Origin of the sequence: Frondihabitans sp. Leaf304, assembly GCF_001423105.1 — a bacterium.
Taxonomy (GTDB): domain Bacteria; phylum Actinomycetota; class Actinomycetes; order Actinomycetales; family Microbacteriaceae; genus Frondihabitans.
This window is the reverse complement of record NZ_LMNV01000003.1, coordinates 447,502-465,724: the sequence shown is the minus strand read 5'-3', so window position 1 is coordinate 465,724 and position 18,223 is coordinate 447,502. Positions and strand designations below refer to the sequence as shown.

19 protein-coding genes are annotated in these 18,223 nt (G+C 69.0%); 12 read left to right on the top strand and 7 right to left on the bottom strand.

What is annotated here, in order from left to right; translation table 11 throughout:
• The first annotated feature begins 128 nt into the window (after nt 1-128).
• The 5 genes from ASF54_RS16130 (at nt 129) to ASF54_RS12475 (ending at nt 4,320) form a co-directional block, all read left to right on the top strand.
• The gene (locus ASF54_RS16130; protein ID WP_084816247.1) at nt 129-755 is read left to right on the top strand and encodes a nucleotidyltransferase family protein; all 627 of its coding nucleotides are present in this window, start codon (nt 129-131) and stop codon (nt 753-755) included.
• A gap of 17 nt (nt 756-772) precedes the next feature.
• Nucleotides 773-1,171 carry a hypothetical protein gene (locus ASF54_RS12490; protein ID WP_055963418.1) on the top strand — a complete coding sequence of 133 codons (399 nt, stop codon included), beginning with the start codon at nt 773-775 and terminating at the stop codon, nt 1,169-1,171.
• 171 nt (nt 1,172-1,342) lie between these two features.
• Entirely contained in the window at nt 1,343-2,311 is a 969-nt protein-coding gene (locus ASF54_RS12485; protein WP_055963416.1) for an ATP-grasp domain-containing protein, read from the top strand.
• Complete coding sequence (locus ASF54_RS12480) at nt 2,308-3,366, top strand: LLM class flavin-dependent oxidoreductase (RefSeq protein WP_055963413.1); 1,059 nt, start codon at nt 2,308-2,310, stop codon at nt 3,364-3,366. The genes ASF54_RS12485 and ASF54_RS12480 overlap by 4 nt, the downstream gene beginning before the upstream one ends.
• Before the next feature lie 9 nt (nt 3,367-3,375).
• Nucleotides 3,376-4,320: a 4-(cytidine 5'-diphospho)-2-C-methyl-D-erythritol kinase gene (locus tag ASF54_RS12475; protein ID WP_055963411.1), complete on the top strand. Its 945-nt coding sequence runs from the start codon at nt 3,376-3,378 to the stop codon at nt 4,318-4,320.
• A gap of 86 nt (nt 4,321-4,406) precedes the next feature.
• Here the strand turns inward: ASF54_RS12475 and ASF54_RS12470 are convergent, their stop codons facing one another.
• Complete coding sequence (locus ASF54_RS12470) at nt 4,407-5,993, bottom strand: glycosyltransferase family 39 protein (RefSeq protein WP_055963407.1); 1,587 nt, start codon at nt 5,991-5,993, stop codon at nt 4,407-4,409.
• Here ASF54_RS12470 and ASF54_RS12465 point away from each other — a divergent pair.
• Nucleotides 5,992-7,284, top strand: a complete 1,293-nt coding sequence (locus ASF54_RS12465) for a ThiF family adenylyltransferase (protein WP_084816246.1) — start codon at nt 5,992-5,994, stop codon at nt 7,282-7,284. The two genes, ASF54_RS12470 and ASF54_RS12465, sit on opposite strands and share 2 nt — an antisense overlap.
• 142 nt (nt 7,285-7,426) lie before the next feature.
• On the opposite strand, the gene ASF54_RS12460 is transcribed toward ASF54_RS12465, so the two are convergent.
• The 4 genes from ASF54_RS12460 to ASF54_RS12445 are packed head-to-tail and all read right to left on the bottom strand — an operon-like array spanning nt 7,427 to nt 10,555.
• Nucleotides 7,427-7,693, bottom strand: coding sequence for a MoaD/ThiS family protein (locus tag ASF54_RS12460; protein ID WP_055964063.1), 267 nt, complete (start codon nt 7,691-7,693; stop codon nt 7,427-7,429).
• A 4-nt stretch (nt 7,694-7,697) separates the two neighbouring features.
• Entirely contained in the window at nt 7,698-8,786 is a 1,089-nt protein-coding gene (gene moaA / locus ASF54_RS12455; protein WP_084816245.1) for a GTP 3',8-cyclase MoaA, read from the bottom strand.
• 9 nt (nt 8,787-8,795) lie between these two features.
• Nucleotides 8,796-9,905 carry a sensor histidine kinase gene (locus ASF54_RS12450; RefSeq protein ID WP_055963401.1) on the bottom strand — a complete coding sequence of 370 codons (1,110 nt, stop codon included), beginning with the start codon at nt 9,903-9,905 and terminating at the stop codon, nt 8,796-8,798.
• Nucleotides 9,902-10,555: a response regulator transcription factor gene (locus ASF54_RS12445; RefSeq protein WP_055963398.1), complete on the bottom strand. Its 654-nt coding sequence runs from the start codon at nt 10,553-10,555 to the stop codon at nt 9,902-9,904. The genes ASF54_RS12450 and ASF54_RS12445 overlap by 4 nt, the downstream gene beginning before the upstream one ends.
• A 210-nt stretch (nt 10,556-10,765) precedes the next feature.
• Between ASF54_RS12445 and ASF54_RS12440 the strand changes: the two genes are divergently transcribed.
• Genes ASF54_RS12440 through ASF54_RS12425 form a run of 4 tightly spaced genes read left to right on the top strand, consistent with a single transcriptional unit; the run spans nt 10,766 to nt 14,272 of the window.
• The gene (locus ASF54_RS12440; protein WP_055963395.1) at nt 10,766-11,827 is read left to right on the top strand and encodes a peptidoglycan-binding domain-containing protein; all 1,062 of its coding nucleotides are present in this window, start codon (nt 10,766-10,768) and stop codon (nt 11,825-11,827) included.
• Nucleotides 11,824-12,516, top strand: a complete 693-nt coding sequence (locus ASF54_RS12435; protein ID WP_055963392.1) for an ABC transporter ATP-binding protein — start codon at nt 11,824-11,826, stop codon at nt 12,514-12,516. The genes ASF54_RS12440 and ASF54_RS12435 overlap by 4 nt, the downstream gene beginning before the upstream one ends.
• Nucleotides 12,513-13,766, top strand: a complete 1,254-nt coding sequence (locus tag ASF54_RS12430; RefSeq protein ID WP_055963390.1) for an ABC transporter permease — start codon at nt 12,513-12,515, stop codon at nt 13,764-13,766. Before ASF54_RS12435 ends, ASF54_RS12430 begins: the two co-directional genes overlap by 4 nt.
• A 26-nt stretch (nt 13,767-13,792) precedes the next feature.
• Nucleotides 13,793-14,272: a hypothetical protein gene (locus ASF54_RS12425; RefSeq protein ID WP_055963387.1), complete on the top strand. Its 480-nt coding sequence runs from the start codon at nt 13,793-13,795 to the stop codon at nt 14,270-14,272.
• Between the two features lie 208 nt (nt 14,273-14,480).
• Here the strand turns inward: ASF54_RS12425 and ASF54_RS12420 are convergent, their stop codons facing one another.
• Both ASF54_RS12420 and ASF54_RS12415 read right to left on the bottom strand, forming a co-directional pair.
• The gene (locus ASF54_RS12420; RefSeq protein WP_055963385.1) at nt 14,481-14,879 is read right to left on the bottom strand and encodes a TOBE domain-containing protein; all 399 of its coding nucleotides are present in this window, start codon (nt 14,877-14,879) and stop codon (nt 14,481-14,483) included.
• Nucleotides 14,880-14,888: 9 nt separating this feature from the next.
• On the bottom strand, nt 14,889-16,346 hold the full coding sequence (locus ASF54_RS12415) for a glycosyltransferase 87 family protein (RefSeq protein WP_055963382.1): 1,458 nt from the start codon (nt 16,344-16,346) through the stop codon (nt 14,889-14,891).
• Nucleotides 16,347-16,465: 119 nt separating this feature from the next.
• On the opposite strand from ASF54_RS12415, the gene ASF54_RS12410 reads away from it, so the two are divergent.
• Both ASF54_RS12410 and ASF54_RS12405 read left to right on the top strand, forming a co-directional pair.
• Entirely contained in the window at nt 16,466-17,821 is a 1,356-nt protein-coding gene (locus ASF54_RS12410; RefSeq protein WP_055963379.1) for a molybdopterin-dependent oxidoreductase, read from the top strand.
• On the top strand, nt 17,818-18,223 hold a 406-nt coding region (locus ASF54_RS12405), incomplete at its 3' end, for a hypothetical protein (RefSeq protein ID WP_055963376.1). The genes ASF54_RS12410 and ASF54_RS12405, both read left to right, overlap by 4 nt.

Below are 18,223 nucleotides of genomic sequence, written 5' to 3'. Positions count from 1 at the left end.
GCGCGTCACATTGGCCGATTCGCGTCGCCTCACCGAACTGCACAGGGCGCCTTGGGCCCGATCTTCGACGGTAGCTCAGATTCGGTCCATGTGGATCATTTTTGAGCCAATATGTCTATACTCGCATCATGGATCTCTCCACACCCGGTGCCGACCTCCTTGGAGCGCACGAATCCGCGCTTTTGGCCGCTTTGGGTCGCCTGCAGGGTCGGGCTTCCGGTCGGTATCTTGAGCGCCTTGCCGGCATCACATCACACGCCGGGGCGCAACGGGCTCTTCGTCGACTCGTACAGACGGGAGTCGTCACCGCCACCCCGACATCGGCAACCATTGACTACGAGGCGAATCGCCGTCATGTCCTCTGGCCGGCGTTAGAGGCCCTCGTCGCTTCCCCCAGGGCGCGACTGGACGGCATCATCGTCGACGTGGTGGGGGAGAAATGTGGGCCCGCGACCTCGGCTCTCCTGTTCGGGTCTGTAGCTCGGGGTGACTCCGACGTTGCCAGCGATATCGACGTCCTTCTTATCTTTCCCTCTGACCTCGTGACCGAAGCGCGGTGGGCTGCGATCGACGAGCTTCATGACCGACTCGAGCCCTTGTTCGGAAATAAGCTGCAGATCGTCGATGTCGAGCGGGCCGATCTTGAGCGCATGGCTGAGCACGGCGATCCTCTGCTCCGATCCTGGCAACTCGAAGCGGTTCTGCTTGCTGGGCCGCTGCCCGCGCTACTCCGACGGCACGACTCGGTCGCCTGATGTCCCGGGTAAGCGAGATGTCCCGTACCGACGTAGCAGCTCGAGCGGGGCACGCCGGCGCATTTCTGGCGGCCGCTCGACTGGTCGATGAACTCGGCGCCGATGCCGAGATCAGCCCGACGAGCAACATCGTCGGGTCGCTGGCCGTTCTCGCTGGCATTGCTGCCGCCGATGCCCTCTGCGGTTACTTTCTCGCTGCGAGGTCGTCGTCCGATGATCACGGCGAAGCCGTTCGGCTGCTGGCTTCGGCTCATCCGCGCTGTCGTGGCCACGCCGCCCATCTGCGGCGGCTCCTCGCCGCCAAGACCAATTCGCACTACAGCGCAGACGTCCTCGGCGAGGTGAAGGCTCGAGAGCTTCTCATCGCTGCGTCGCGACTCGTGGAGGGAATGCGCGCTGAGCTCGATGCCGCCTGACGCGGTGCCTTTCGGGCAAGAAGCGACGCGAATCGGCCAATGTGACGCGCCGCGGCACGTCAGTTCGGCCGATCCGCGTCGCCTTGCCCTGGTGAGCGGCCCATGAGCTGCGGACGCGTAGCGGGGCGCAACACTTCCGCGCACACCCAGGCGAGTGCCTAGGCTGAGGCGGTGACCGATCAGCCCACCGTCTACGTGATCCACGAGAACCCCGAGTGGTTCCCCCCGCTCCGCGCCGCATTCGAGGCCGAAGGCGTTCCCGTCGAGGAGCTCCTGCTCACCGACGGCGCCATCGACCTCACGGCCGAACCCGCCGAGGGCGTCTACTGGTCGCGCATGTCGGCGAGTGCCCACACGCGCGGCAACGAGTTCTCGAAGGAGTTCACGCGCGCGACCCTGTCGTGGCTCGAGGCCGCGGGTCGCCGCACTGTCGGTGGCCGCACGGTCATCGACCTCGAGGTCAGCAAGGTGCAGCAGCACGTTGCTCTGCAGGCGCTCGGCTTCGACGTGCCCCGCACGAAGGCCGTGTTCGGCACGACTGATCTGGTCGCGACCGCGGAGGCGTTCGGCGCTCCGTTCATCTCGAAGCACAACCAGGGCGGCAAGGGCCTCGGCGTCCGCCGCTGGGATTCGATCGATGAGTTCCGGGCCTGGGTCGATGGCCCGGACTTCGAATCGTCGCCGGATGGCATCACGCTCATCCAGGAACTGCTCGTCGGCGCCGAGTCATTCGTGACGCGGGCCGAGTTCGTCGGCGGAGAATTCGTGTATGCGGTGCGCGTCGATACGTCGGGCGGATCCTTCGAATTCTGCCCGGCCGACGCGTGCGCGCTTCCCGGCCAGGCCCCGCTCTTCGCCCTGCGCGAGCGGACGGCGAACGGCGACCCGATCGCGGAGCACCCTCTGATCAAGCGGCTTCCCGAGTTCTTGGCGGCTAACGAGATCGAGATCGCCGGCATCGAGTTCATCGAGACGACCGACGGCCGCACGGTCGTCTACGACGTCAACACCAACACGAACTACAACCCCGACGTCGAGGCCGCGGCTCCGAAGTCGGGGCCGCGCGAGATCGCGAAGTTCCTCGGGGGCCTGCTCGAAGCACGGTACCCGGAGTCGTCGAAGGTCGAGGCCCTCGCATGAGGTTCGGCTTCTGGACACCGATTTTCGGCGGATGGCTCCGCAACATCGACGACGAGCAGATGCCCGTCACCTTCGACTACGTGAAGAAGGTGGTGCAGACGGCCGAGCGCGTCGGCTTCGACCTGACGCTGATCCCCGAGCTCAACCTCAACGACATCAAGGGCGTCGCGGCGCCCTCACTCGAGGCGTGGTCGCTCACAGCCGCGATCGCTGCAGTGACCGACAAGCTCGAGTTGATGGCGGCGGTTCGCCCCGGCTACCACCTGCCCGCAGTCACGGCCAAGCAGGCCGCGACGATCGACGAGGTCTCGGGCGGTCGCTTCACTCTCAACGTGGTCAGCGCCTGGTGGGAGGAGGAGTCGCGGCAGTACGGCGGCATCTTCTCGGAGCACGACGACCGGTACGCGCGCACCAGCGAGTTCGTCAGCATCCTCAAGGGGCTGTGGAACGAGACGCCGTACGACTTCCACGGCGACTACTACGACCTCACCCGCTCCCACCTCGAGCCGAAGCCGCGGGTGCAGCCGCGCATCTACGCCGGCGGCGAGAGCCCGGCCGGCAAAGCTGCGATCGTCGGGTTCGCCGACGCCTATCTGACGCACGGCGGTACCGTCGACGAGCTCCGGGTCAAGATCGACGACATGCGAGTCAAGCGCGAGGCAGCGGGTGCCACGCCGTTCGAGGCGTTCGGAATGGCCGCCTACGCGATCGTGCGCGACACCGAGGCCGAGGCCGAGCAGGAGCTCGCCCGCATCACCGACGTGAGCTCGGGGGCCGCCTACGAGTCGTACCAGGACTTCATCAAGCAGTCGCATCTCGAGCACCAGCCCGACCTTCGCGACTATTCGGTGTCGAACCGGGGGCTCCGGCCCGGATTCGTCGGCACCCCGCGGCAGGTGGCCGACCGGATCCTCGAGTTCGAAGCGGTGGGCGTCGACACCCTGCTGCTCCAGTTCTCGCCGCAGGTCGAAGAGATGGAGCGGTTCGCCCGTGACGTCATTCCCCTCGTACGGGCCGAATCGACGTCGGTACGAGAGGCCGTCGCACCCAGGTAGGTTGGTCGTATGACGTCTGTGGCGCCCTCGACCGTGGTGCACACCCGCGCCCCGGGCAAGATCAACGTCTTCCTGGCCGTCGGAGACCTGCAAGACGACGGCTACCACGAGCTGGCCACCGCCTACCAGGCTGTCTCGCTCTACGAAGACGTCCGGGCCCGAGACTCCGACGAGTTCACGGTGCGCTTCACCTCGACCACCGCGGGCATCGATCTCTCCGGCGTGCCCGTCAACGACACCAACCTGGCCATCCGTGCCGCGAAACTTCTCGCGAAGGCGGCCGGCTACCGCGGGGGAGTCGAACTCACGATCGACAAGAACGTGCCCGTCGCCGGTGGAATGGGCGGTGGCTCGGCCGACGCGGCGGCGACCCTCCTCGCCTGCGACACCCTCTGGAACACGGGTCTGTCACGCGACGAACTGCAGCGACTCGGGGCCCAGCTCGGCGCCGACGTGCCGTTCGCCCTCATGGGCGGCACAGCCATCGGCACCGGCCGCGGCGACGAGTTGAGCCCGGCGCTGGCCCAGGGCACCTTCCAGTGGGTGCTCGCCCTGGCCGACTTCGGCCTGTCGACCCCCGCCGTCTACAGCGAACTCGACCAGCACCGGCTGCGGCACCAGGCCGACATCAGCCCCGTCGTGCGCTCACCCCGCGTCGACTCCGCGGTCTTGCAGGCTCTTCGCGCAGGCGATCCCGCCCGCCTCGCCGACGTGATGTACAACGACCTGCAGGCCCCCGCGCTGCACCTCGAGCCGGGGCTCGCCGCGGTTCTCGAGCTGGGCGAGCAGAACGGCGCCCTCGCGGGCATGGTGTCAGGATCCGGCCCGACCGTCGCGTTCCTCGCCCCCGATCTCGATGCGGCGCTCGAACTGCAACTCGCCCTCGGCGCGGCCAAGCTCGAAGTCGTGCGGGCAACTGGGCCCGTTCACGGCGCCCGCCTCATCGCCGACTGACGCCCCATTCGGGCTGATCGAGAGCGACCTGCGCCGACTACCCGGTGCCGAATCCGCGGTGCCGACTTCGTTCTGCCAGAGAGGTATTAGCGCTCGTACCGGACGACGTTCACCCAGGTCAGGCTCCACTCCTGATCGACGTCGTACCCTTCGGCCTTGAGGGCCGAGGTCACGCTCGGGCGGAGGTCTTGCCTGTTGCTCGTGACGAGATAGACGTACCGGTGCCCGTCGACGCGGTCGATCGTCTCCGAGAGCGGGTAGCGGGTCTCCCACAGCGACCCGGTCTCGGCGGCGGGCGTCTTGAGCGTCACGTCGGTCATGCCCTCGAATGCGTCGGGGTACGAGTAGGCGATGTTGCGCGCCGATGCAGCCGGGTGCCGACGGATGGGACCGTAGATGATCGCGTCGGTGGCTCCGCTCGGCTCGAGGGCGCGCTCCTTCGCGATGAGGGCGGCCACCTCCGACCACGACGAGCTGTCTTTGGCCTCGGTCTGACGCTGCTCGACATAGCTCGGGGCCGTGAGGGCGATCACGGCGATGAGGCCCGCGCCGATCACAGCTCGGAACTTCAGCGACGTCAGGCCCGCCGCCATCAGCAGCGCGACAGCGGGGGCCGCAAAGGCGACGTACCGCGGCGAATAGAGCGGGCTGAGAACGGTCGAGGCGACGATCAGGCCGACGACGGGGACGAGGATCCACGGCACCGCGATCTGCACGACGTTGGGAGCGTCATAACGCGATCGCCGCCGCACGACCGCGATGATGCCGACCGCGACGAGCGCCCAGCCGAACACCGCCATCGGGAGGTTCTGCATGAACCACGGCCAGGTGAAGATGCTGACGAGCGTGGAGAAGTCGGGCTTCGAGATCCAGCTGATCTGTTTCGACTGGCTGCTCGACAGGAGGGCCAGCGGTACCAGGCAGGCGCCCACGATCGCCGAGGAGACCAACCAGCCGCCGATGGGCGAACGCCAGGCCTGAGCCCGGCGGGCGCGGCGCCCGCGCAGGCTCCAGAGCGCGAGGGTGACGCCGTGGGCCACGACGATGAGCACCGTGTAGAGGAAGACCGCGCCGGAGGCCAAGGCCACGACTCCGTAGAGGAGCCACCACCGAACGAAGCGGGAAGGATTCTTCAGGGTCTGCTTCGAGGCGTGCACGAACACGAGCGTGAGGGCGACCACAAGGGCCGTCGCCGTGGCGTACGAACGCCCTTCCGTGGCCATGAACGTGACCCGTGGCAGTACCACGAAGAGAAGGCCGGCGACGAGGGCAGTTCGCCGCGTGGTGAGCTCTCGGGCGAGGACGACGAGAAGACCGGCGGCCACTCCCACCGCGAGAGCGCTCGGCAGCCGCAGGGTGAAGGGCGTGTAGCCGACGAGGTCGAACCAGCCGTGCATGAGCGCGTAATACGTCGCGTGGACGGCATCGACGTTCTGCACCTCGGCGAAGAGCTGCTTCCACGAGCGGGTCGCCGAGACGACGGTGGCCGACTCGTCGAACCAGACCGAGGGCACCCACGAAAACGCCACGCTGACGAGAAAGCCGAAGAGACCAGCGATCGCGGGGTCGCCGCCCGGGTGTGCCCGTAGGCGCCGAAGCAGACCGATCGGGCCCGTCTGAGAGGGCCGTACAGTAGGAATCGCAGCAGTCGACGACGAGAGGAGGTTGGTCATGGTGGCGCTTCCTCCTCTGGTGGGTGACGGACAAAAAGGCTCGAGCGGGGGTGCTTTCCCCCGACACAGCGAAGAGGGCGCGAAAGCACCCGACCTCGCACGCTACCAACGCTCTATCCGGTTGCCTGAGATAGGCCTGAGCGGTCAGTCTCGGTTGCATAACGCGAGAGTGCTCGTCATTGGAGCGGGTGGGCTCGGAAGCCCGATCATCCAGTATCTCGCGCAGAGCGGCATCGGCACCCTGGGAATCGTCGACGACGATGCTGTGGATCTCTCCAACCTGCAGAGGCAGGTGCTCTACCGCGCCGATCAGGTGGGGCTGCCGAAGGCACGCGCAGCCGCCGACTGGGTGCGGCAGGCCAATGCCGAGGTGACCGTGCGCGTTCACGCGTTCCGTCTCGATGAGGCGACCGTTCGGATCCTCGACGACTACGACCTCGTCGTCGACGGAAGCGATTCGTTCGACACCTGTTACCTGGTCGCCGACGCGGCGGCCGCCCGAGGGCTCGCCGTCGTCTGGGGCAGCGTCGCCCGCTTCGACGGCCAGGTCAGCGTCTTCTGGGATGCCGCTCCCGACGGGCTCGCCGTCGACTACCGCGACCTCCACCCGCAGGCCCCCGCCGACGGCTGGGACGAATCGTGCGCCGATGTCGGCGTGCTCGGACCCCTGTGCGGCCTCGTCGGCTCGGTCATGGCCACCGAGGCGATCAAGCTGCTGACCGGCGCCGGCGAGTCTCTGCTGGGCCGGGTCGTCACGATCGACGCGCTCGGCGGCGGCTGGCGCGAATCGCGACTGCGGCGATCGCCCGAACGGGCCGAAGAACGACGGCAGGATCCGGCGCACCGCCCGGTAGCCGCCGCCCGCCCGCCTGTCACCGTTCCGGCCCTGACCGCCGACGCCCTCGAGGAGCGCCTCGCCGCTCGCGCCGACGGTAGCGCTGACTTCGCGCTCGTCGATGTGCGCGAACGGCAGGAGCACGACGTCGAGGCGATCCCCGGGTCGATCCTCGCTGCAGGATTCGGGTCGACCAGCGCCGACCACCCGCCGCTCGACCCGGCCGTGCCCGTCGTCGTCTACTGCGCTCGCGAGCCGCGGTCGCGTCAGGCCGCCGAGCTGCTGGTGGCGGAGGGGTACGACGTCACGGTGCTCACCCGAGGCATGCTCGGTTGGAATCTGCGGCCGGGCGCGCTCGCCGCTGGTGCTGGTGCTGGTGCTGGTGCGACCGGACGGGTGCCGCTGCCGCTCGGCGACATCGACCCCGACGGCTTCCGGCCGAACCTGCACTCGTAGGCTGCTCCGCCCCGTCTCGCCGCCCGGCTCCGCTCCGAATTTGAAGGAGAAACCTCGCGTCGACCCCCGCCGATCGTGATGTCTACGCTCGGCCCGCCGCGTTTTTCCTTCAAATTCGCAGGAGGGCCCACCGTGCCAGCCTTCAGCCTCCGGCAAAGGGCGGCATGACATCCACGACCGCACCGGCCGGCACAACCCGCGACCGATCCTGCGTCGAGACGCCATCGACGAGAAAGGCGCACCGGCCGAGCACTCGGGCGAGCTCGCCGGGATCCTTGCCCTTGGCCGGAAGCACACCGTCGACGAGCTCGCCGATGGTCGGCTCGCCCGCCGACACGCAGGCAAGCTCGTCGAGGCCGGTGGCAGCCCGAGCGGCGGCGAAAAAGCGGAGGGTGACGGTGGTCGACATCGCGTCACCCACCGATCGCGCTCATCGAACGGTCGGACTGCACGAACGAGGGGTCGTCGATGCCGTGGCCCTTCGGCTTGGCCCACATCGCGCCTCGCCAGAGGTCGGCGATGTCGTCGTCCGAGCCACCGGTGCGAAGGGAGGCTCGCAGGTCGGTCTCCTCGTGTGAGAACAGGCAGCTCATCACGCTGCCCTCGGCGGTGAGCCGGGTGCGACGGCAGTCTTCGCAGAACGCCTCGGTCACGCTGGCGATGATGCCGACGGTTCCGGTGAGCCCGGAGCCGTCGCGCGCCGTCGCGATGAAGCGTTCGGCGGGCGCCCCGTCGCGCGGCTCCCTGGCCACGGTGAGGGTGAACTCGGCGTCCACCAGCCGACGCATGTCGGCTGCGGTGACCATGCTGTCGCGACTCCAGGTGTGGTCGGCGTCGAGGGGCATCTGCTCGATGAACCGGAGTTCGTGGCCGCGCTCGAGAGCCCAGCGCAGCAGCCCGGGAGCCTCGTGGTCGTTGACGCCCGGCAGCAGAACGGCGTTGATCTTGATGGGCCCGAGCCCGGCTGCGGCGGCCGCGTCGACTCCGGCGATCACCTGCCGCAGGAAGGGGCGCCGGGTCAGTGCGGCGAACGTCTCGGCGTGGAGGGAGTCGAGCGAGACGTTGATCCGGTCGAGCCCGGCGTCGGCGAGGCCCTGAGCTCGGGAGGCGAGGCCGATTGCATTCGTCGTGAGCGAGATCTCGGGTCGAGGCTCCAGTGCAGCGCAGCGGCTGACGATGTCGATCAGGTCGGCGCGCAGCAGCGGCTCGCCCCCGGTGAAGCGCACCTGGCGCACTCCGAGGTCGCGAACGGCGATCCCCACGAGCCGCACGATCTCGTCGGCGGAGAGGGCCTGCTCGCGATCGAGCCAGGGCAGGCCTTCGGCCGGCATGCAGTAGGTGCAGCGGAGGTTGCAGCGGTCGGTCAACGACACCCGCAGGTCGGTCGCGACCCGGTTAAAACGATCGAGGAGGCCCGGCACGCCCGCGGGGCGGGAGACGGCACCCGGGCGCGCAGGATCCTGCTGACCCGGCAGGGTGGGCATGCCCAGCGAAATGCTCATTCCTCGACCCTATGTCAGTGCGAGCTCTACGACGAGGCCACCCGTGGCCGGTGCCTGCGCCTTCACCGTGAATCCGTGCGCGTGGGCGATGGACCGGACGATCGACAACCCGAGGCCCGCGTGTGCATCGGCACTGTGCCGGTCGCCGTCGAGGCGGACGAACGGCTCGAACAGCCTCGAAATGGCATCCGGGTCGATCACGGCGCCCGTGTTGCCGATGCGGAGGCGGCGGGGGTCGAGGTCGACCTCGACGACTCCGGGCTTCGTGCTGTATTCGAGGGCGTTGTCGAGCAGGTTGCCCATGAGCTGCCCGAGAAGCACCGCGTCTCCCGAGACCACCGAGGGGTCGACTCGCACCCGCAGCTCGGTGTGCTCCTGCGCAGCCCGGGCTCGACGGACCTCCACCTGGTCGGTGACGACCGCGTCGAGATCGACCGCGTCGGTCCGCTCGAGACCGCGCTGACCGGTGGCTAGGGCGAGGAGCCCGGAGAGTAGTCGCTCCGTTCGACGGTTGGCAGCCAGCAGCTGTTCTGCGGTCGCGGCGACGTTCTCGGGCGCGGGGTCGGCGAGACCCACCTGAATGGCCGTCCGCTGGATCGCGAGGGGCGTGCGGAGCTCGTGCGACGCGTTCGCGATGAAGCGTCGCTGGCTGTCGAACGCGACCTCGAGTCGGGCGAGGAGGGCGTCGAACGTGTCGGCGAGTCGTTTCAGCTCGTCGTCGGGGCCCGCGTGGTCGAGGCGCTCGTGCAGGTCTTCGGCCGAGATGCGGCCCGCGGCCCCGGTGACCATCCGCACCGGACGCAGCATGCGGCCGGCGACGACCCAGCCGACGGCGGCTGCGAGCACGGTGGCGGCCAGGAGCCCGATGAGCGACCAGAGCAGGAGCTGCTGGCGCGCGATCTCATCGACGCCCACTGTGGCCACGCCCATGCCAGCTCCGGTCGCGGTGCCGGAGACATCGGCGGTGATCGAGGCGCCCGATCGGGCGCTGACACCGAGGGCGGTCAACACGTTGATCCCGGCCAGGACGCCACCCGAGAGAACGAGGAACGCCACCGCGAAGACGAGGGCTGTTCGGCCCCGCAACCCGAGTCGGGCCGGCGACGACCTCCGCCTCACAGGCAGTACCCCCGCCCCTGGACGGTGGTGATCACCACGGGTTCGCCCAGCTTGCCGCGGAGCTTGCTCAGGGCGACCCGGACTGCCCCGGTGAAGGGATCGACGTTGTGATCCCAGCACTTCTCCAAGAGCACCTCGGCGCTGACGACGGCTCCCTGCGCCTCGAGGAGCACCTGCAGCAGCATCAGCTCTTTCGGCGTCAGGTCGAGGGGCCGACCCGCGCGCGTCGCCCGGTGCCGGGCGGGGTCGAGCGCGATGTCTCCCGAGGTCAGCATCGTGGGCAACGCCGGTGCAGACCGTCGTGCCAGCGCCCGCACCCGGGCGACGAGTTCGGGAAACTCGAACGGCTTGGCCAGATAGTCGTCGGCCCCGAGGTCGAGACCGGCCACCCTGTCGGCGAGGGTTCCTGAAGCGGTGAGCATCAGGATCCTGGTGCTGTCGCCCCGTTCCGAGATCCGTCGCGCCACCTGATCGCCGTGCAGCCCGGGGAGGTCGCGGTCGAGCACGACCACGTCGTAGTCGTTCACGGTCAGCAGCTCGTCGGCCTCGTCGCCGCGATAGGCCACGTCGACGGCGACGTTCTCGGCCCGGAGCCCCCGAGCCACCAGATCGGCCAGAGTGACCTCGTCTTCGACGATGAGCAGTCGCATGGGTTCCTCTCTCTCCGGCGGACGCACGTCTCTCAGCACACTACGACGCTGCGTGTTTCGCAGACCTCTCCGGTCGGGAGACGCTGACGAAACAGGCGCCCTGGTCTTCTGGTCTCGACGCGTCGACCGACGCGGCCCCGACACGAAAGGCCCGTGCATGCTCACGACCACCCCCTCGTCCGCTCCCCGACTCGAAGGGCGGGTGCTGTGATGCGGCGGCGCACACTCGTCATCACGGCAGCCGCGACCGCCCTCGTCGTCGGGGGCTCCTGCATCGGGGTCGTCGCGATGGCGACCGAGTCTCCGGCGTCAGCGGGTTCGGCGGGGTCGAGCGTTGCGACCGCTACCGCGCCGGTGCTGCGGGGCGACCTCGTCGACAGCACGCTGTATCCCGGAACGCTCGGCTACGGGGCGGCCGAGACGCTGGTCGCCGCGGCCTCCGGCACCATCACGTCGGTCGCCGCCTTCGGCTCGGTCGTGAAGCTCGGCGAGACCCTCTACACGGTCGATGAGCGCCCCGTCGTCGCTCTCCATGGGCGCCTACCCGTCTACCGGGCCATGTCGTGGGGCATGACGGGCGGCGACGTGCAGCAGCTGAACGCCAGCCTCCGTGCGCTCGGAGACACCGCCGTTCCCGCCTCGAACGAGTTCACACGCGAGACGGCACGGGCTGTCAGCGCTTGGCAGCGGGCACACGGCTACGCCGCGACCGGCGTGATCGGGGCCGACCAGATCGCCTTCGTGCCGGGCGACGTGAAGATCGCCGGCGTCACCGCGCCCGCGGGGTCGAGCGCCTCCGGCCCCATCCTCGAGTACACGTTGACCACGCGCGTCGTCACCAGCACGGTCACCGCGCGGCAGGCATCCGCCTTCGCGATCGGCCGTCGTGTCGAGGTGGGTCTGCCCGACGGCACGAAGGTCGCGGCCAAGGTCTCGGCGCAGAGTTCGCGTTCCGAGCCGGAACCCTCAACGGGAGGGTCGTCGACCGACTCGACCGTCGACGTCACGATGAAGGTGGGCTCGGCTCTCGAGAACGCCGAAACGGGCGAGCAGGCCGTCGACGTGCTCGTACCGGGCGCGGCAAAGAAGGACGTCCTGTCGGTGCCCGTCGCGGCCCTGGTCGTCGACCCGAAAGGCGGCTACGAGGTCGAGACCCGGTCTTCTTCCGGACGCACCCACCTTCGGGTGAAAGTCGGCCTGTTCGCGCAGGGCCGGGTCGAGGTCAGCGGAAAGGGGATCGTCAAGGGAATGAAGGTCGTGGTGCCCGCGTGAACGGCCCCGTCCTCGACCTCCGACAGATCTCGAAGTCGTACGGCGACACCCGGGTGCTCCACTCGATCGATCTCACGGTCACCGCAGGGGAGATGCTCGCGATCGTCGGCCCGAGCGGCTCCGGCAAGTCGACGATGCTCAACATCATGGGCACGCTCGACCGCCCCACCTCCGGCAGCCTCTCGGTGGCCGGGCACAGCGTCGACCACCTCTCCGACGATGGGCTCGCCGAGCTCCGCGCCCTCCATATCGGCTTCGTCTTCCAGCACTTCCACCTCGCCGCCGGAGCGACGGCGGTGGAGAACGTCGCAGACGGCCTTCTCTACAGCGGCGTCGAGCGCGCCGAGCGGCGGCGCCGCGCTGCAGAAGCCCTCGAGCGCGTGGGCCTCTCGCACCGTCTCACGCACCGGCCGCCGATGCTCTCGGGCGGCGAGAAACAGCGGGTGGCGATCGCCCGAGCGATCGTCCGCAATCCGAGCGTGCTTCTGGCCGACGAACCGACCGGCGCCCTCGACAGCGCGTCGGGCGCGAACGTACTCGCCGTCCTCCGCGAGCTCAATGCCGACGGGACGACCGTGGTCGTGATCACGCATGATCGCGACCTCGCCGGAGCGCTCCCGCGGAGTGTTCGCATGCTCGACGGGCACCTCTCGCCCGCTCCGCTCGAGCCCACCGGACTCCCGCGATGACCGCGGCAAAAGTCAACCGGATCGCAACCGGCCCACGCACCGGCGTCCGCTTCGGCGACCTCCTCCGGTTGGGACTGTTCGGTCTGCGCACCCGCCCCACTCGCGTCCTCCTGTCAGCACTCGGCATCGCGATCGGCATCGCAGCGATGGTGGCCGTCGTCGGCCTGGGCTCGTCGAGCCGGGCGCAGCTCACGGGAGTCCTCGACCGCCTCGGAACGAACGTGCTCGCGGTCTCGCCCGGCAAATCGCTGACGGGCGACACGATCCCGCTGCCCGCAACGGCGGTCGGCCAGGTCGGACGGGTGCCCGGCGTCCTCGAGAGTGCGGGAACGGGTCTCGTCGTCGGCGCCCACGTCTATCGCACCGACAAGATCCCGACGCTCCAAACGAAGGGGCTCGACGTCCGTGCCGCCTTCGGCGACCTCCCGGGCGTGCTCCGGGCGAGGTTCGTCTCCGGGGGCTGGCTGCGAGAGCCGGGGCCGAGCGAAGCGGCGACGGCAGGATCCTTCGGGTCGCCCTCCGAGGTCGTCCTCGGTCACGGCGCTGCCACGGCGCTCGGCATCGACCGCGTGACCGGAGCGGAACGCGTCTGGATCGGGGGCAGCTGGTGGAGCGTCGTCGGAATCCTCGAGCCGCTGACCCTGGCGCCGGATCTCGACTCCTCGGCCTTCGTCCCGGTCGCGGCGGCGACCTCGCGCCTCGGGTTCGACGGGGCTCCCACGCAGATCTCCGCCCGCGCCGACCCCGAGCGGCTCGACGGCGTCCGCACGCTCCTTCCGAGAGCCGCCAACCCCGCGGTCGAGGCCGGAGCCACGGTGTCGCGTCCCTCCGACGCTCTCGAGGCGCAGCGGGCATCCGAGGCCTCGTTCACAGGGCTGCTCCTCGGCCTCGGACTCGTCGCACTGCTCGTCGGCGGCATCGGCGTGGCGAACACCATGGTCATCACGGTGCTCGAGCGGCGTGCCGAGATCGGGGTGCGTCGTGCCCTCGGAGCCCGCCGACGAAACATCCGCGACCAGTTCTTGATCGAGTCGCTCCTCCTGGCCCTCCTCGGTGGGGCCTGCGGCGTCGTGCTCGGCGCGGTTGTGACCGTGATCTTCGCCGTCGCCCAGGGCTGGCCGCCGACCGTTCCCGTCTGGGCCGTCGCCGGCGGTCTCGGCTCGACCGTGGTCATCGGCGGGCTGTCGGGAATCTACCCCGCGAGCCGAGCCGCCTCCGTTCCCCCGACCTCGGCTCTCGCCGCGGCCTGACCCACCCCACTACGAAAGGCAATCCCATGTCATCGACCATCCGCCCGAAAGTCATCGCGCTCGCTCTTGGAGCCGCCCTCGTCGCGAGCCTCGTCGGCTGCTCGTCGCCGGCGTCCGACTCTCCGACACCGTCCGCCGACGGAGCCGCGGCCAAATGGGGCTCCTGTATGCGTGATGCCGGTATCTCGATCGAAGACCCCTCCGACGCCGAGTTGGCGAGTGGCGGGCTCCGGATTCCCGAGGGCATCGACGAAGACGCCTTCCAGAGGGCCTCCGCCGGCTGCGGCGGGCCCAAGGGCGCCAGCACCGCGCAGAAAGACACCTGGACCAAGCAGACGCAGGGCTACATCGCCTGCATGGCGGAGGCCGGCATCACCGGGTTCGACGAGAGCCAGGCGGCACAGGGGACCATCTCGTGGGAGGGGATCGACCAAGAGACGCCGGCCTTCAAGGCGGCCGACCCCGCGTGCAAGAAGAAACACCTCAGCGACTGGGGCGGCCTCTAGGCCCCCGGCAGAACAAACGCCCGGGAGACCGCAACGCGAGTTGTTCGCTGCGGGACCCCGGGCGTTTCACCGATCCGGTGTGCTGATGCCAGGCTGCGGGTCTCTCGCCTGGCAGAGAGCGAGCGCCGTTGTAGGGACGGCGCTGCAGGGGGGTTCGCAGTCCTCGCCGCATCGGTTTGGGCTTTGGTGAGAATTTCTTTCGAGAGTGTCAGCGCGACGGCGTCTCGACGAGCACGGTGGTGGCCTTGACCACGGCGATCGCGACCGAACCGAGTTCGAGACCCAGCTCGCGAACCGCCTCGGAGCTCATCAGCGAGACCACGCGGAACGGCCCGCACTGCAGCTCGACCTGGGCCATGACCGTGTCGAGCTTGATGTCGGTGACGAGCCCCATGAACCGGTTGCGCGCCGACCGGCCGACGCCCGACGGATCGTCCGGTAGAAGGGCGTTCTTCTTCGCCAACTGGGCCAGGGCGAGGCCGTCGACCACGGTGCGGCCCGACTCGTTCTTCGATGCCTCGAGCGTGCCGTTGTCGATCCATCGCCGCAGGGTGTCGTCCGAGACGCCGAGGTAGCGAGACGCTTCGCTGATTCTGAGCTGGGGCATGAGCGGAGCCTACGGGGTGTTCTCTCCGGGCGTGCGGCCGATCGCGGCGAGCGGCGGGCGGCGCGCCAGGAGGCGCCATTCACTCGCGGCGCGGTCGCGGATCCTGCCCCGCCAGCCCGGCCCGGATCGCCGGATGCTGACCACGATGATGAGCACGAGGGCGACGCCGAGGGTCGAGGCGCGCACGTAGTTGTAGGGCCAGAACTGCCGGATCGAGATGGCCAGCGCCAGCGCTAGCCACTCGATGCGTCCGGTCATGGCGACGAACGGGATCAGCAGCAGGGCGTACCAGGGGTAGCGGGGGCTCAGCACGAAGAGGAACGCCCCGATCATCACCAGCTGCCCGAGCCAGACGGTGTCGACGTCGGAGGTCCGCCACACGATGACGGCGACCGCCGCAAGGATGAGGAGCGCCAGAACGGTCGTCGCCGTGCCGTGCACAAGGAGATAGACGAGTGCGAACCGCGAGCCGTCGTTGACCCCCTCCTCCTGCAGGTAGCCCGGCAGATAGCCGAGCACCTTCGGCCCGGTCGAGATGATGTAGGGCACGTACAGGAGCACGAACGCCGCGATCGAACCGGCGATCACCGGCAGGGGTTTGCGGCGGAGAAGGGCCGGAGCCGCGACGACGGGGATCAGCTTGACGGCGATGGCCGCTCCGAGCGCCGCCCCGCCACCCCATCGCCGGAGCCGGGAGACGCTCTCGGTCGCCACCAGGGCTGTCGCGAGCAGACCGAACCCCGCGGCGAGCAGGTCGACGTGCGAGTTCGTGACGGCTTCGGAGGCGACGAGCGGGCACCACCCCCAGAGCGCGGCCCAGCGCGGATCGAGGCCGCGGCGTCGCAGCAGCACGAGGAGCCCCGCGGTGATCGCCAGGCTGATGAGCAGCCCCGATACCTGCAGTGGCCAATACTCGGCCTCGACCGGCACGACCGCGCGCACGGCGGCGAAGTAGAGCTCCGCCGCCGCCGGGTAGATGGTGAAGACCCGGGGTCGGTTGATCGCCGTGCACAGGAGGTCTCCTGACCCCTTCTCGTGCGTGGTCATGATGCGGGTGCCAGTGCACTGCTGGGTGCCGTCGGACGCGGTCGTCGGCGTCGGGAACAGCCATTCCGGCTTCAGCCGGGCCGTCGCAGCCGAGTTGGGCGCATGGGCGTAGGGCGAGACGCCGGCGTTCTGCACGATGCCATCCCACGCGTATCGGGCCGAGTCGGTGCTCGTGTTCGGCGGCCCCGCGATGGCGGCGCCGCCGATGAGTGCCGATCCGATGAGCACGACGACCGTGGCGGAGCGCGCGGGAACCCGTCGCAGAAGCACGACCGCGCCGACGAACAGCAACCAGCAGACGATGGTCCAGATCTGAAACGAATGCCCCACTCCCGGCTTGTAGAAGCCGAGCGTCACGACGCCCCAGGCGATGGTCGCGGCGACGACGGCCGAGCCGAGCAGGGCGAGAAAGGTGCGCACGCTTCTACTCTGCCCGAACCGAAGGGCGTTCCGGTCCGAACCCCTTACGCGACTGTGACATCTCGAGCCGATCCGCTTGAAACGGGCCGCCGCTCCTCCCGATCATGGTGAGATTCAGTATGCGAGAACTGCTCTACGGGCTCCGACGGTCGATGACCTCGCCGAACCGCAACGCGCGGACGGCAGTGGTGATGGGCCGGCTCCTCGGTCTGGCCTTCGTCATCTGCCTCGGCACCGGCCTCTACAGCCACTTCCTCCAAGAGCCCGCGGCCTGGATGTCGTTCCCGACGAGGCCCGTGTCGCTCTACCGCTGGACTCAGGGCATCCACATCACCGCCGGCATCGCCTGCTTCCCGCTGCTGTTCGGCAAGCTCTACGCGGTGTTCCCGCAGCTGTTCAAGTACCCGCCGATCTCGTCTCCCGTGCAGATCCTCGAGCGCGCCTCGATCGCGCTCTTCGTCGCGGCGTCGCTCGTCCAGATCTTCACCGGCCTGCTGAACACCTTCCAGTACTACCCGTGGCCGTTCCCCTTCAAACAGGTTCACTACGCGCTCTCGTACGTGATCATCGGTTCGCTGGCGGTGCACATCGGCGTCAAACTGCCGATCATCGCTCGCTACTGGCGGGGGCGCGACAGCTACGACGCTGAGGGCCGCTTCATCGTCGACGAGAGCGTCGGAGTCGACGAGGTCCCGCCCACGACCCAGCGGGTGGCGCGCGAGAAGCTCGCGACGATGGGCGTCGACCCCGACGACCTCAAGGATCCGCGGATCGTCCTGCCCAAAGACGTCACCCGCGAGGTCGTCGCCGCTCGCGCCCCGTCCGGTCTCATCGGCCGCGTCTTCGAGTGGATCGACCGCACTCCCACCATCGACCCGAAGACCTCTCGCCGTGCCTTCTTCGGCGCCGTCGGCATCACCACGGCCGGCCTCGTCGCTCTGACCGCGGGCCAGTCGGCCACCCCGCTCTCACCGATCAACGCCTTCGCGCCGCGCAAGAACGGCCTCGGCCCGAACGATCTGCCGATCAACCGCACCGCGGCGGCCGCCCAGGTGCTCGAGACCGCCACCGACCCGGGGTGGGAGCTCACGGTGGTTCGCGGATCCTCGTCTCGTACGTTCTCGCTCGCCGACCTCCAGGCGCTGCCCCAGCACGACGCCGCGCTGCCGATCGCCTGCGTCGAGGGGTGGAGTCAGATGGCCGACTGGAGGGGCCCGCGACTGCGCGACATCGTCGCGCTGGTCGGCGCGAGCGACTCCGACAGCCTGCGGGTCACGAGCCTCGAGAAGAAGGGCGGCTACCGGGTGACCCTCATGGGAGCCGAATACGTGCGCGACGAGAACACTCTGGTCGCCCTCCACCTCAACGGCGCCCGGCTCGACATCGAGCACGGGTATCCGGCGCGCATGATCGCTCCCGGCCGCCCCGGTGTGCTTCAAACCAAATGGTTGAGCCGACTGGAGGTGCTGTCGTGAAGATCGCTCGCGGAATCCTTCTCGGCCTCGGTGCGGCGGCGATCCTGTTCGGCGCCTACGTCATGGTCGATACCGTCAAGCCCAAAAACATCTGGGGTCTGGTGACCTGGCTGATCGGCGCCGTGATCATCCACGACGGCATCATCTCGCCGGCTGTCGTCGCCATCAGCCTCGCGATGCGCAAACGCGGTCGCAGGGTCCGGCCCGCCGTCATCGGCATCATCCAGGGCGCCATCGTCGTCGGCTCGATCTTCACCCTCGTCGTCGTGCCGGAGATCATCCGCAAGGCCAAGGGCCCGAAGAACGTCACGGTGCTGCCGTTCGACTATGCCGACCGGCTGGCGATCCTGTGGGCGGTTATCGCCGTGCTGGCTGCGCTCGCCATCGTGGTCTACCTGCGGG